Origin of the sequence: Saccharomonospora piscinae (assembly GCF_005862235.1) — a bacterium.
GTDB lineage: Bacteria > Actinomycetota > Actinomycetes > Mycobacteriales > Pseudonocardiaceae > Saccharomonospora > Saccharomonospora piscinae.
In genome coordinates this window covers 628,739-642,007 of sequence record NZ_VCEK01000001.1, presented here as the reverse complement: position 1 = coordinate 642,007, position 13,269 = coordinate 628,739, and the positions used below count along the sequence as shown (strand labels likewise).

Annotated in this window: 12 protein-coding genes; 8 read left to right on the top strand and 4 right to left on the bottom strand. The window is 73.1% G+C overall.

Annotated features, from left to right (window positions below):
- Window positions 1-2 precede the first annotated feature (2 nt).
- Window positions 3-623: an acetoacetate decarboxylase family protein gene (locus tag FFT09_RS03095; protein WP_138381766.1), complete on the bottom strand. Its 621-nt coding sequence runs from the start codon at window positions 621-623 to the stop codon at window positions 3-5.
- Window positions 620-1,486, bottom strand: coding sequence for an enoyl-CoA hydratase-related protein (locus FFT09_RS03090; RefSeq protein WP_138381765.1), 867 nt, complete (start codon window positions 1,484-1,486; stop codon window positions 620-622). The genes FFT09_RS03095 and FFT09_RS03090 overlap by 4 nt, the downstream gene beginning before the upstream one ends.
- 144 nt (window positions 1,487-1,630) lie before the next feature.
- On the opposite strand from FFT09_RS03090, the gene FFT09_RS03085 reads away from it, so the two are divergent.
- Genes FFT09_RS03085 through FFT09_RS03050 form a run of 8 tightly spaced genes read left to right on the top strand, consistent with a single transcriptional unit; the run spans window position 1,631 to window position 11,512 of the window.
- Window positions 1,631-2,425, top strand: coding sequence for a TIGR03084 family metal-binding protein (locus tag FFT09_RS03085; protein WP_138382033.1), 795 nt, complete (start codon window positions 1,631-1,633; stop codon window positions 2,423-2,425).
- Window positions 2,422-4,119 (top strand): acyclic terpene utilization AtuA family protein, encoded by a 1,698-nt coding sequence (locus tag FFT09_RS03080; protein ID WP_081190650.1) that lies wholly within the window; start codon window positions 2,422-2,424, stop codon window positions 4,117-4,119. The genes FFT09_RS03085 and FFT09_RS03080 overlap by 4 nt, the downstream gene beginning before the upstream one ends.
- On the top strand, window positions 4,116-5,264 hold the full coding sequence (locus FFT09_RS03075) for an acyl-CoA dehydrogenase family protein (RefSeq protein WP_138381764.1): 1,149 nt from the start codon (window positions 4,116-4,118) through the stop codon (window positions 5,262-5,264). The genes FFT09_RS03080 and FFT09_RS03075 overlap by 4 nt, the downstream gene beginning before the upstream one ends.
- Window positions 5,261-6,868 carry an acyl-CoA carboxylase subunit beta gene (locus FFT09_RS03070; RefSeq protein WP_138381763.1) on the top strand — a complete coding sequence of 536 codons (1,608 nt, stop codon included), beginning with the start codon at window positions 5,261-5,263 and terminating at the stop codon, window positions 6,866-6,868. Before FFT09_RS03075 ends, FFT09_RS03070 begins: the two co-directional genes overlap by 4 nt.
- A gap of 7 nt (window positions 6,869-6,875) precedes the next feature.
- Window positions 6,876-8,879 (top strand): ATP-binding protein, encoded by a 2,004-nt coding sequence (locus FFT09_RS03065; protein ID WP_138381762.1) that lies wholly within the window; start codon window positions 6,876-6,878, stop codon window positions 8,877-8,879.
- Entirely contained in the window at window positions 8,876-10,033 is a 1,158-nt protein-coding gene (locus FFT09_RS03060; protein WP_081190646.1) for an acyl-CoA dehydrogenase family protein, read from the top strand. The genes FFT09_RS03065 and FFT09_RS03060 overlap by 4 nt, the downstream gene beginning before the upstream one ends.
- Before the next feature lie 35 nt (window positions 10,034-10,068).
- Entirely contained in the window at window positions 10,069-10,911 is an 843-nt protein-coding gene (locus FFT09_RS03055) for an SDR family oxidoreductase (protein WP_138381761.1), read from the top strand.
- Window positions 10,901-11,512, top strand: a complete 612-nt coding sequence (locus FFT09_RS03050) for a TetR/AcrR family transcriptional regulator (RefSeq protein ID WP_081190645.1) — start codon at window positions 10,901-10,903, stop codon at window positions 11,510-11,512. The genes FFT09_RS03055 and FFT09_RS03050 overlap by 11 nt, the downstream gene beginning before the upstream one ends.
- Here the strand turns inward: FFT09_RS03050 and FFT09_RS03045 are convergent.
- Both FFT09_RS03045 and FFT09_RS03040 read right to left on the bottom strand, forming a co-directional pair.
- Window positions 11,496-12,332: a class II fructose-bisphosphate aldolase gene (locus FFT09_RS03045; protein WP_138381760.1), complete on the bottom strand. Its 837-nt coding sequence runs from the start codon at window positions 12,330-12,332 to the stop codon at window positions 11,496-11,498. The genes FFT09_RS03050 and FFT09_RS03045 overlap by 17 nt on opposite strands.
- Window positions 12,333-12,339: 7 nt before the next feature.
- On the bottom strand, window positions 12,340-13,224 hold the full coding sequence (locus tag FFT09_RS03040; RefSeq protein ID WP_138381759.1) for an SIS domain-containing protein: 885 nt from the start codon (window positions 13,222-13,224) through the stop codon (window positions 12,340-12,342).
- Between the last annotated feature and the right edge of the window lie 45 nt (window positions 13,225-13,269).

Sequence of the window (13,269 nt, the reverse complement as noted above, 5' to 3'; positions counted from 1 at the left end):
GGTCACCGTTCGGCGGTGCCGAACAGCAGGCGTGCGTCGGACACGTGGGCGCTGGCGAGCGGGCGGCGTCCGGCGAGGTAGCCGAGCGGGCCGTCGGGATTCACCGTCCAGGTGCTCGCCGCCGACCGGAACCGCGCCCATGCCCGCACGGGAGTGACCTTCGGCTGGCCTTCGGCGGGCTGAACGATCGAGAACCGGGCACCCGTCCGGGGTGCCGCCGGGCCACGCGGCGTGAACGCGGCCGTGGCGATCCAGTCGGTGTCGGTGGAGGCCGCACCGGTGAAGCCGACGGAGTGGTCGAACTCCAGGTTGGCCGCCTCCTTCGGAATGTTCCACAGCGCCCGGCCGCCCGCGAGTGAGGTGGCGCTGTCGACCCAGATCTCGGTGATGCTGCCCGCCGGCGCGAGGCCGTGCCGCACGGCGACGGTGGCGAGCAGTTCGTGGTAGCGCAGCTGACCCGGCGGTGTGTAGTCGATCCAGGCGGTGACCACCACGGCCCTGCCACCCGCCGTCAGCGGGGTGACCGCGTCGCTGAGGTTCGGCAGCGCGCTGCGGGGGATTATCCACACCGACACGCAGGCTTCGCCGGCCAGCCGCCACGGTTGCGCCGGGTACTCGGTCACGTCTCGTCCTCCTCACGTCGCGCCCGGTGCCAGGGCAGGAAGTCGGGCAGGTCGCCGGGAACGCGGAGGGTGAACTCCGGTGCGCGCTTGCCGAGGAACGACAGCACGCCCTCCACCGCGTCCGGGTTGTGCGGGATGCTCGCGATGAGCCGGGAGTCCAGTGCGTGGACGGGCCCGGGGGAGTCCACACCGGACATCTCGTACAGCAGTCTGCGGGTCACGGCCACCGACACGGGCGCGGTGGTGGCGGCCAGTTCGGCGGCCAGCGCGCGAGCGGCGTCGTGCAGCGCCTCCGGCTCGTGCACCCGCTGTACCAGCCCGGCCGCGAGCGCCTCCTCGGCGCCGAACACCCGCCCGCTGACCATCCAGTCCAGCGCGCGGCCCATGCCGACCAGCCGGGGCAGGAACCACGCGGAGGCTCCCTCCGAGTAGATGCCGCGCCGGGTGAAGACGAAGCCGAACCGGGAGTCGGTGGCCGCGAGCCGGTAGTCGGCGGCGAGGGTGATGGTGAGCCCGCCCCCGACCGCGGCGCCGTTCAGCGCGGCGATCACCGGGGTGTTCGACGCGAAGATGCGGGACGACACCCGCCCCGCGGGTTCCTGCCACGCCGGGTCGGGTCCGGTCGCGGCATCGAAGTCGAACCCGCCGTCGGAGAGGTCGGCACCGACGCAGAAGTCCCGTCCCGCGCCGGTGAGCACGATCGCGCGCACGGCGGGGTCGCGGTCGGCACGGTCGAGCGCGGCGGTGAGTTCGTCGGCGAGGGTCACGGTGTAGGCGTTGCGGGCCTCGGGTCGATCGAGGGTGACGACGGCGATCCGGTCGGCGGCCTCGTACGTGAGCTGGGTGTACTCGCGGTCGGCCACGGTGGGTCTCCCTGCTGCTGGGCCAGCGCTCTCGCTGCCATTGCACCACACGCGAAACAATCATGCGTGCTTGATTCTTTGGTGGTGGGGTGTCACGCTGGACTCCGGCAACGGTGCCGTGGCAGGGGAGGTGGCAGCGTGGCGGTGGCGGACGTCAGCACGGTCCTGCGGGACCTGGACGCCGAAAGCCAGGACGTCGATGCCCTGGTGGCCGATCTCGACTCCGGGGAGTGGGCCCGGCCCACGCCCGCGGAGGGATGGACGATCGCGCACCAGATCGCCCACCTGAGCTGGACCGACGGCAAGGCGCTGCTGGCCGTGCGGACCCCGGAGCGGTTCCCCGACGAGATCACCACCGCGCTCGAACGCGGCGGGGCCCATGTCGACGACGGTGCCGCCGACGGCGCGGCGCTGCCCCCGGCCGAGGTGCTGGACACCTGGCGGCGGCGGCGCGCGGAGCTGGGCGCGGCACTGGCCGACGCCCCGGCCGGGGCCCGGCTGCCGTGGTACGGACCGCCGATGAGCGTGGCCTCGATGGCCTCCGCGCGGCTCATGGAGACCTGGGCACACGGTCAGGACGTCGCCGACGCGCTCGGTGTGGTCCGCGTTCCCACCGGCAGACTGTGGCACGTCGCGCGGCTCGGGGTGCGCACCCGCGACTTCGCCTTCGCCGTCCACGGTCTCGCCGCACCCGAGGGGGAGTTCCGGATCGAACTCGCCGCACCCTGCGGCGGCACCTGGGCGTTCGGCCCTGAGGACGCCGCCCAGCGCGTCACCGGCGCGGCGCACGACTTCTGCCTGCTCGTCACCCAGCGCGTACACCGGGCGGACACCGATCTCACCGCCACCGGCGACGACGCCGCACACTGGCTGACCCTCGCGCAGGCGTTCGCGGGCATGCCCGGCCCCGGCCGGGAACCCTCGGGGCGGACGTCGTGATCAGGATCGGCAACGCCTCCGGCTTCTACGGCGACCGCTTCGCCGCCGTCCGCGAGATGCTGACCGGCGGTGAACTCGACGTGCTGACCGGCGACTACCTCGCCGAGCTGACCATGCTGATCCTCGGCAGGGACCAGCTCGCCGATCCGGCGCGCGGCTATGCCAGGACCTTTCTGCGGCAGCTGGAGGACGCGCTCGGCCTGGCCGCCGAACGGGGCGTGCGCGTGGTCAGCAACGCGGGCGGGCTCAACCCCGCCGGGCTCGCGGCGGCGCTGCGGCAGCTTGTCGACCGCCTCGGCCTCGACGTCTCCGTGGCCCACGTGGAGGGCGACGACCTGCGTGGCAGGGAGGCCGAGCTGGGCCTCGACCCGGCCGCCCCGCCCGTGACCGCCAACGCCTACCTCGGTGCGTTCGGCATCGCGGAGTGCCTGCGGGCCGGGGCCGACGTGGTGGTCACCGGCCGGGTCACCGACGCCTCGCTCGTCGTCGGCCCCGCCGCCGCGCACTTCGGCTGGACCCCGGCCGACCACGACCCGCTCGCGGGAGCCGTCGTGGCGGGCCACGTGCTGGAGTGCGGCGCGCACGCCACCGGCGGGAACTACGCGTTCTTCACCGAGCACCGCGGTGCCGGCCTTCCCGGGTTCCCGATCGCGGAACTCGCCGCCGACGGGTCCAGCGTCATCACCAAGCACGACGGCACCGGCGGAGCCGTGACGACCGGAACCGTCACCGCCCAGCTGCTGTACGAGATCGCGGGCCCGCGCTACGCCGGGCCGGACGTGACGACCCGCTTCGACACCGTGCTCCTGGAGCAGGCCGGAGCCGACCGCGTGCGGATCAGCGGTGTGCGCGGTGAGCCACCGCCGCCCGAGCTGAAGGTGGGGTGTACGCGCCTCGCCGGGCACCGCAACGAGGTGACCTTCGTGCTCACCGGCCTCGACATCGACGCGAAGGCCGCGCTGGTGCGCGAGCAGCTGGACACCGCGCTGGCAAGCCGCCCTCCCGCGTCGACGCGCTGGACACTGGCCCGCACGGACCACGCCGACGCCGCGACGGAGGAGACCGCGAGTGCGTTGCTGCACTGCGCGGTGACCGACCCCGACCCGGACGTCGTGGGCCGGGCCTTCAGCGGCGCGGCCGTGGAACTGGGCCTGTCCAGCTATCCCGGGTTCCACCTCACCGCCCCGCCGGGCAGGGCCGATCCCTACGGCGCTTTCACCGACGCGTTCGTGCGAGCCTGGGCCGTCCCGCACACCGCCGTGCTGCCTTCGGGCGAGCGCGTCGAGATCCCCGCGCCCGGCGGCACACTGCCGCTCGCCGACGTCGCGGAGCCGCCGCTGCCCGAGCCACCGCCGCCGGGGCCGACGCGGCGGGTCCCGCTCGGCACCGTGATCGGCGCCCGCAGCGGGGACAAGGGCGGCAGCGCCAACCTCGGGGTGTGGGTGCGCTCCGAACGGGCGTGGCGCTGGCTCGCCCACGCCCTCACCACCGATGCGGTGCGCGCCCTGCTGCCCGAGGTGGCGGACCTGCCCGTGCGCCGGTACGCGCTGCCGAACCTGTGGGCCGTGAACTTCGTGATCGAGGGTCTGCTCGGCGAGGGTGTCGCGTCACGCGCGCGGTTCGACCCGCAGGCGAAGGCACTCGGGGAGTGGCTGCGGGCCCGGGAGGTCGACGTGCCGGAGGTGCTGTTGTGAGCGACCCGTTCGCCACCCCCGAACGCAGGGCGCTGCGCGAGACCGTCACCCGGTTCGTGGCCGGGGAGATCACGCCGCACCTCGACGACTGGGAGCGCGCCGGGGAACTGCCCCGGGCGCTGCACGCCAGAGCCGCCGAGCTGGGTCTGCTGGGGATCTCGTTCCCCGAGAGCGCGGGCGGCTCCGGCGGCGACCTCGTCGACGCGCTCACCGTCACCGAGGCGATCCACGAGGCCGGCGGCTCCGGTGGTCTGGTCGCGTCGCTGTTCACCGCCGGGATCGCCGTGCCGCACCTGGTGGCGCAGGGGCGGGAGTGGCAGCTCGACCGCTGGGTGCGCCCCACGCTGGCGGGGCGACTGATCGGTGCGCTGGCCATCACCGAACCCGGCGGCGGCTCGGACGTCGCGTCGCTGCGCACCACGGCGGTGCGCGACGGCGAGCACTACGTCGTCAACGGGGCGAAGACGTTCGTCACCTCCGGTTGCCGCGCCGACTTCGTCACCACGGCCGTGCGCACCGGCGAGCCGGGAGCGCACGGGCTGTCGCTGCTGGTGATCGAGAAGGGCACGCCGGGCTTCGCCGTCAGCCGCAGGCTGGAGAAGATGGGCTGGCACTGCTCCGACACCGCCGAGCTGGCGTTGCACAACGTCCGCGTGCCGGTCTCTCACCGGGTCGGGCCCGAGAACGGCGCCTTCGCCCAGATCGCCACGCAGTTCGTGGCCGAACGGCTGACGCTGGCCGCCCAGGCGTACTCCACCGCGCAGCGCGCACTCGACCTCACCGTGCGGTGGTGCCGCCTGCGGGAGACCTTCGGCCGCCCGCTGCTGTCCCGGCAGACGGTGCGGCACACGCTCGTGGAGATGGCCCGCCGGGTGGAGATCGCCCGAACCTACGTCCGGCAGGTCGCGCTGCGGTCCGTCGCGGGCGAGGACGTGATCGCGCCGACCTGCTTCGCCAAGAACACGGCGGTGGAGGCGGGAAGCTGGGTGGTGGACCAGGCGGTGCAGTTGCACGGCGGGCTGGGATACTCCCGCGAGTCCGAGGTGGAACGCCACTACCGCGATCTCCGCATTCTGGGCATCGGAGGCGGAACCACCGAGATCATGACAGAGCTGGCGGCCAAGCGACTGGGGTTCACCGCATGACGATCCTGAACTCGGTGGTCGACACCAACTCGGAGGACTACGCGGCCAATCACGACGCGATGCTGGGCAAGCTCGCCGAACTCGACGCCGAACACGCCAAGGCCGTGGCGGGCGGCGGCGAGAAGTACGTCCGGCGGCACCGCGACCGGGGCAAACTGCTCGTGCGCGAGCGCATCGAACTGCTGCTCGACCCGGACTCGCCGTTTCTGGAACTGTCACCGCTGGCCGGGTGGGGCAGCGACTACCCGGTGGGGGCCAGCGTCGTGACGGGCATCGGCGTGGTGGAGGGCGTCGAGTGCCTGATCGTGGGCAACGATCCCACCGTGCGCGGCGGGGCGAGCAACCCCTGGACCGTGCGCAAGATCTTTCGCGCCTGCGACATCGCGCTGGAGAACCGGCTGCCCGTCATCAACCTCGTCGAGTCCGGTGGCGCCGACCTGCCGAGCCAGAAGGAGATCTTCGTGCCCGGCGGAAGGCTGTTCCGCGACCTGACCCGGTTGTCGGCCGCTGGCATCCCCACCATCGCGCTCGTGTTCGGCAACTCCACGGCGGGCGGCGCGTACGTGCCGGGCCTGTCCGACCACGTCGTGATGGTGGAGAACCGCTCGAAGGTCTTCCTCGGCGGCCCGCCGCTGGTGAAGATGGCCACCGGGGAGGAGTCCGACGACGAGTCGCTCGGCGGTGCGGACATGCACGCGCGGACCTCGGGGCTGGCCGACCACCTGGCCCGCGACGAGGTCGACGCGCTGCGCCTCGGCCGGGGCATCGTGCGGCGGCTGAACTGGCGCAAACGCGGTCCCGCGCCGGAACGGTCGCTGCCTCCGCGGCACGACCCCGAGGAACTGCTCGGGATCGTGCCCGGCGATCTCAAGGTGCCGTTCGACCCGAGGGACGTGCTCGCCAGGGTGGTCGACGACTCCGATGTGGACGAGTTCAAACCGCTGTACGGGCCGAGTCTGGTGACCGCCTGGGCCCGGATTCACGGCTATCCCGTCGGCGTGCTCGCCAACGCGCGCGGGGTGCTGTTCAGCGAGGAGTCGCAGAAGGCCGCGCAGTTCATCCAGCTCGCCAACCAGAGCGACACCCCACTGGTGTTCCTGCACAACACCACGGGTTACATGGTGGGCGCGGACTACGAGCAGGGCGGCATCATCAAGCACGGCGCCATGATGATCAACGCCGTGTCCAACAGCAGGGTTCCGCACCTGTCCGTCCTCATGGGAGCCTCGTACGGTGCGGGGCACTACGGCATGTGCGGTCGCGCCTACGATCCCCGGTTCCTGTTCACGTGGCCCAGCGCGAAGTCGGCCGTGATGGGACCGCAGCAGCTCGCCGGGGTGCTGTCCATCGTCGCCCGCAACGCGGCCCAGGCCCGAGGCCAGCCCTACGACGAGGACGGCGACGCCGCACTGCGCTCCGCCGTGGAGGCCCAGGTGGAGGCCGAGTCCCTGCCGATGTTCCTCTCCGGCCGCCTCTACGACGACGGGGTGATCGACCCGAGGGACACGCGCACGGTGCTCGGCCTGTGCCTGTCGGCCGTGCATTCCCAGACCGTCGCCGGAGCCCGCTACGACGGCACCGGTTTCGGCGTCTTCCGGATGTGAGGTTGCCGTGATCACGAACCTGCTGGTCGCCAACCGCGGCGAGATCGCGCTGCGGGTGGTGCGCTCCTGTCGCGAGTCGGGCATCGGCACGGTGGCGGTCCACTCGGACGCCGACGCGGGGCAGGCGCACGTCGCCGCCGCCGACGCCGCCGTGCGCCTGCCCGGCGTGACGCCCGCCGAGACCTACCTGCGCGCGGACGCGCTGGTCGACGCCGCACTCGCCGCCGGAGCCGACGCGGTACACCCCGGGTACGGCTTCCTGTCGGAGAACGCCGCGTTCGCGCGCGCCGTGCTGGCAGCCGGGCTGACGTGGGTGGGCCCCTCGCCGGAGAGCATGGCGCTGATGGGCTCCAAGGTCGAGTCCAAGCGGGTCGTGGCCGCCGCCGGGGTGCCCGTGCTCGCCGAACTCGATCCGGACGCGGTCACCGACGCCGAGTTCCCCGTGCTGGTGAAGGCGTCGGCGGGGGGCGGCGGACGCGGCATGCGGATCGTGCGCGAGCGGGCCGAACTGCCCGGCGAGGTGCGGGGCGCCCGGACCGAGGCCGCCTCGGCGTTCGGCGACGGCACCGTGTTCTGCGAGCGCTACGTCGAACGCGGCAGGCACATCGAGGTGCAGGTGCTGGCCGACACCCACGGCACGGTCTGGGCGGTGGGGGAGCGCGAGTGCTCGATCCAGCGCAGGCACCAGAAGGTGCTGGAGGAGACTCCGTCTCCCGCCGTGGACGACCGGCTGCGGGAGCGGCTGTTCGACGCGGCGCGGGCCGTGGCCGAGACGGTGGACTACGTCGGCGCCGGCACCGTGGAGTTCCTCGTCACCGAGTCCGGGGAGTTCTTCTTCCTGGAGATGAACACGCGCCTGCAGGTGGAGCATCCGGTCACCGAGTGCGTCACCGGCCTCGACCTGGTGGCCTGGCAGTTGCGGATCGCCGAAGGCGAGCGGCTCACCGGCTCGCCGCCGCCGGTACGCGGCCACGCGATCGAGGCCCGCCTCTACGCGGAGGACCCCGCCGCGGGCTGGCGGCCCGGCAGCGGCACCCTGCACCGGTTCGCGGTGGGCGAGGTGGGCACCGAGTTCGGTGTGCCCGACCGGCACGGCATCCGCCTCGACAGCGGTGTCACCGACGGATGCGAGATCAGCGTCCACTACGACCCGTTGCTCGCGAAGGTGATCGCCTGGGCACCCGGCCGCCGCGCCGCGGCGCGGCGGCTCGCGAGTACGCTCGCGTCCGCCCGGATTCACGGCCCCGTCACCAACCGCGATCTGCTGGTGGCGGTGCTGCGGCACCCGGACTTCCTGGCGGGCGAGACCGACACGGGGTTTCTCACCCGCCACCACGCCGCGACCGTGCTCGCCGCGCCCTCCGAATCGGTGGTGCGGTGGTCGGCGCTGGCCGCCGCGCTGGCGGACGCGCGGCACCGCAGGGCCCACGCCCGGGTGCTGGCGGAGCTGCCGGCAGGGTGGCGCAACGTCGTCTCGGCGCCGCACACGAAGGTGTATCGCCACGACGGGACGGAACACGCGATCCACTACACCGCCACGCGGGCGGGCCTCGTTCCGGCCGACGACGAGGACACCGGTGTCACGGTCGTGTCGAGCGCGCCCGACCGGGTCGTGCTGGAGATCGCCGGAGTGCGCCACGCCTTCGACGTGGCCCGGTATCCCGGGAGCACGGCGGTGGACTCCCCACTCGGGAGCGTGTCGCTGGTTCCGGTGCCGCGCCTGCCCGACCCGGCCGCCGCGCTCGCGGAGGGATCGCTGACGGCGCCCATGCCGGGCACCGTCGTGCGGGTGGCGGTGACGGTGGGGGACCGGGTGCGGGCCGGGCAGCCACTGCTGTGGCTGGAGGCCATGAAGATGGAGCACCGGGTGGCCGCCCCCGCCGACGGCGTGGTCCGCGAGCTGACCGCCACGCCCGGCTGCCAGGTCGACCAGGGCTCGGTGCTGGCCGTCGTGGCACCCGACGGCGCCGACGAGGCCGACGACGTCACGACAGCGAAGGAGCCCGCGTGAACTACACCGAAACACCGGAGCGGCTGGCACTGCGGGAGGCCGTGGCCCGCCTCGCCGCGAAGTACGGGCACGAGTACTACCTCGGCAAGGCCCGCACCGGCGGGCGAACGAGCGAGTTGTGGGCCGAGGCGGGCGATCTCGGCTACCTCGGTGTGGCCGTGCCCGAGACCTACGGTGGCGGGGGCGCGGGCATCGGCGACCTCGCGGCGGTGTGCGAGGAGTTCTGCGCGGCGGGCACGCCCATGCTGCTCATGGTGGTGTCCCCGGCGATCTGCGCCACCGTGATCGCCCGTTACGGCACCGACGAGCAGAAGTCGCGCTGGCTGCCCGGATTCGCCACCGGCGCGGTGCGCATGTCGTTCGCGATCACCGAGCCGGACGCCGGGTCGAACTCCCACCGACTCACCACCACGGCCCGCCGCGACGGCGGCGACTGGGTGCTGACCGGGCGGAAGGTGTACATCTCCGGCGTGGACGAGGCCGACGCGGTGCTGGTGGTGGGCCGCACGGCGGACGCGCGCACCGGCAGGCTCAAGCCCGCGCTGTTCGTGGTGCCTACCGGCACGCCCGGCCTGGAGTACCGGGCGATTCCCATGGACCTGGTGTCGGCCGACCAGCAGTTCGAGCTGGTGCTCGACGACGTGCGGCTGCCGGGCGACGCGCTCGTCGGTTCCGAGGACGCCGCCCTCGCGCAGCTGTTCGCGGGCCTGAACCCCGAGCGCATCCTCGGCGCGGCGTTCTCCACCGGCATCGCCCGCTACGCGCTCGACAAGGCGGTCGGCTACGCCAACGAGCGCAGCGTGTTCGGCGCGCCCATCGGCACGCATCAGGGCCTGGCACACCCGCTGGCTGAAGTGAAGATCGAACTGGAGCTCGCGCGGCTCATGACCCAGAAGGCCGCCGCGCTCTACGACGCGGGCGACGACGGGGCTGCGGGGGAGGCCGCGAACATGGCGAAGTACGCCGGTGCCGAGGTCGCCGTGCGTGCGGTCGACCAGGCGGTGCAGGTCCACGGCGGCAACGGCCTCGCCTCCGAGTACGGTCTTGGCACGATGCTGGCCGCCGTGCGCGTCGGCCGGATCGCCCCCGTGAGCCGGGAGATGATCCTCAACTTCGTGGCCCAGCACAGCCTCGGGCTGCCGAAGTCGTACTGAGCACAGATCGCCGAGACGAGACGGAAAGGGTGTTCGTGACCACACTGGCAGGAAAGACCATCATCATGTCCGGCGGGAGCCGGGGCATCGGCGAGGCCATCGCCGTCCGCGCTGCCCGGGACGGCGCCAACGTGGCGCTGCTCGCGAAAACGGGCGAACCGCACCCGAAGCTGCCGGGCACCATCTACACGGCGGCCCAGGCCGTCGAGGACGCGGGCGGGCACGCCCTGCCGATCGTGGGTGACGTGCGCGACGACGACGCCGTGACGGCGGCCGTCGAGCGGACCGTGGAGCAGTTCGGCGGCATCGACATCGTGGTGAACAACGCCAGCGCCATCGACCTGTCGCCGACCGAGCACATCCCGATGAAGCGCTACGACCTGATGCAGGACATCAACGCCCGGGGCTCCTTCCTGCTCTCGCGCACCGCGATCCCGCACCTGCGCCGGTCGGCGAACCCGCACGTGCTGACGCTGTCGCCGCCGATCCGGCTCGAGGAGAAGTGGTTCACCGGCGGGCACCTCGCGTACAGCATCGCGAAGTACTCGATGAGCCTGGTGACGGTCGGGCTGGCCGCGGAACTGCGGGCCGACGGCGTGGCGGTGAACTCGCTGTGGCCACGCACCACCATCGACACGGCGGCGATCCGCAACGTGGTCGGATCGGAGCTCGCCAGCCGCTCGCGCACGCCCGAGATCATGGCCGACGCCGCGCACGCCGTGCTCAGCACGCCGAGCCGCGAGCGCACGGGGCGGTTCCTCATCGACGACGAGGTGCTCGCCGCCGCCGGGATCACCGATCTCTCGCGCTACCGCCTCGCCGAGCGCGAGGAGGATCTCCAGCTCGACTTCTGGGTCGACCCGGCCGATGGTGCGTGAGCCGCAGCAGGAACGCAGCCGCACGACGCGGGCGCGGCTGGTGACCGCGGCCGCCGAGTGCCTGGCCGAACGCGGCTGGACCGGCACCACGGTCGGGGTCGTCGCCGAGCGCGCCGGGGTGTCGCGCGGTGCCGCGCAGCACCACTTCCCGACCCGCGAGGACCTCGTGGTGGCCACCGTGGAGTACCTCGCCGAGCAGCAGATCTCCGAGGTGCGCCGCCGCGCGGAGACCCTGCCCCGGGGGCGGGGACGCGCCGAGCCGGTGGCGCGGATGCTGCTCAACCTCTACACCGGCCCGATGTTCCGCGCCGCTTTGCACCTGTGGGTGGCGGCGTCCACGGACGAGGCGCTGCGGGCGGTGCTGGCTCCGCTGGAGGCGCGCGTCGGCCGCGAGGCACACCGCGTGGCCGTGGAATTGCTGGAGGCCGACGAGTCGGCTCCCGGCGTACGCGAGACCGTTCAGTCCACACTGGACCTCGCCAGGGGGCTGGGCCTGGCGAGCCTGCTCAGCGACGACTCGAAACGCCGGGAGCGCCTCGTACGCCAGTGGGCGGAGCTGCTCGAACCCGTCGTCGGGCAGAGCCTCACACGGCGTCGATGACGGTCAGCAACCGCATCACCTCGTCGGTCACCGCCTCGCGCCCGGCTCCGAGGTACTTGCGCGGATCGACCACGCCGGGGTGATCGGCGAGGTAGGCCCGCACCGCGTCGGTGAGGGCGTGATTGAGGTGGGTGGCGATGTTGATCTTCGTCATGCCCGCGCGCACGGCGGCGGTGAGGGTCGAGTCCGGCACGCCCGACGAGCCGTGCAGCACCAGCGGCACCGCCAGCGCGGCCCGCAGCGCGGCGATGCGCTCCAGGTCGAGATCCGCCGTGCGCTCGGTCATCGCGTGGGACGAGCCGACCGCCACCGCGAGCGAGTCGACCCCGGTGGCGGCCACGAACTCGGTGGCCTCCGCGGGATCGGTGCGCACTCCCGGCGCGTGGACGCCGTCCTTGCCGCCGACCTCGCCCAGCTCGGCCTCCACCGCCACGCCGAGCGCGTGCGCCTCGGCGGCGACCTCGGCGGTGCTCGCGACGTTCTCGTCGTAGGGCAGCGCGGAGGCGTCGAACATGACCGACGTGAAGCCGAGGGACAGTGCCTCCCGGACCAGCGCGCGGTCGTCGGCGTGGTCGAGGTGGAGCACCAGCGGCGCCGTGGACGCCTGAGCCACCTCCACCACCGCGCGGGCCAGCGGCGCCAGCGCGCCGTGGTAACGCACGGCGTTCTGGCTGATCTGGAGGACCACGGTGCGCCCGGTGGCTTCGGCCGCCGTCGCGTACGCCTCCGCGTGTTCGAGCTGGACGACGTTGAACGCCGCCAGGCCACGGTGGTGATCGCGCGCGCGGCGCAGCGCGTCGTGGGGAGTCACGAGAGGCATGGCCCGCTCACTCCCCGGCCAGCACGATGGAGCGGGTGAGGTTGCGGGGCCGGTCCGGGTCGAGTCCCTTCGCGAGCGCGTAGGCCACCGCGAGTCGCTGGCAGCGCACCAGCGTGAGCTGGGGGTCCTCGTCGAAGTAGTGGACGAGGGCACCCGTGGCCTCCACCTCGGCCACCAGCCCCTCGGGCCGGGGGCCGAAGAAGATCACGGCGGAGTCGCCGTCGGAGATCGACTTGGGGCCGTGGCGATAGTCCATGGCGGGGTACGACTCGGTCCACGCCAGCGCCGCCTCCCTGCCCTTGAGCGCCGCCTCGTGGGCGAGCCCCACGCTGAAACCCCGGCCGAGGAAGGTGAACTGCGTCTTCGCCAGCAGCTCCGCCGGTACCGGCCAGCGCACCACGTCCTCAGCGGCCGTGGCCAGCGCGGCGGTGTCCTCGCCGAGCCCCGCCCGCAGCAGGGTCAGCGCCGACGTGGCGAAGCGGGTCTGCACCACCGACCGTTCGTCGGCGAACGGCAACGTCACGACGTCGTCGGCGGCATCCCGGCCGGGCGAGTCCGGGTCCCCGATGATCGCGAGCGTCCGCACCCGTCCCCGCAGCTCACCCAGTAGGTCCAGCACCTCCGTGGTGGTGCCGGACCGGGTGATCGCGACGACGAGGTCGTAGTCCCGGCCCTCGGGGTACTCGCTCGCCGCGAAGGCGTCGGTGACCCCGTGGCCGAGGCTCTCCCGCCGCGCGGCGTACGCCTGGGCGACGAACCAGCTCGTGCCGCACCCGACGACGGCCACGCGCAGTCCGTGCTCGGGAAGCGGGGACGTCGCGGCGAGGGCGGCGGCCTGCCGCCACGTGTCGGGCTGGCTGGCGATCTCGTCGGACACGAGTGGGGTGGTCATCGCTGGTGCGCTCCTTCTCGGTGTGACTGTGGGTCCCTTGCCGCT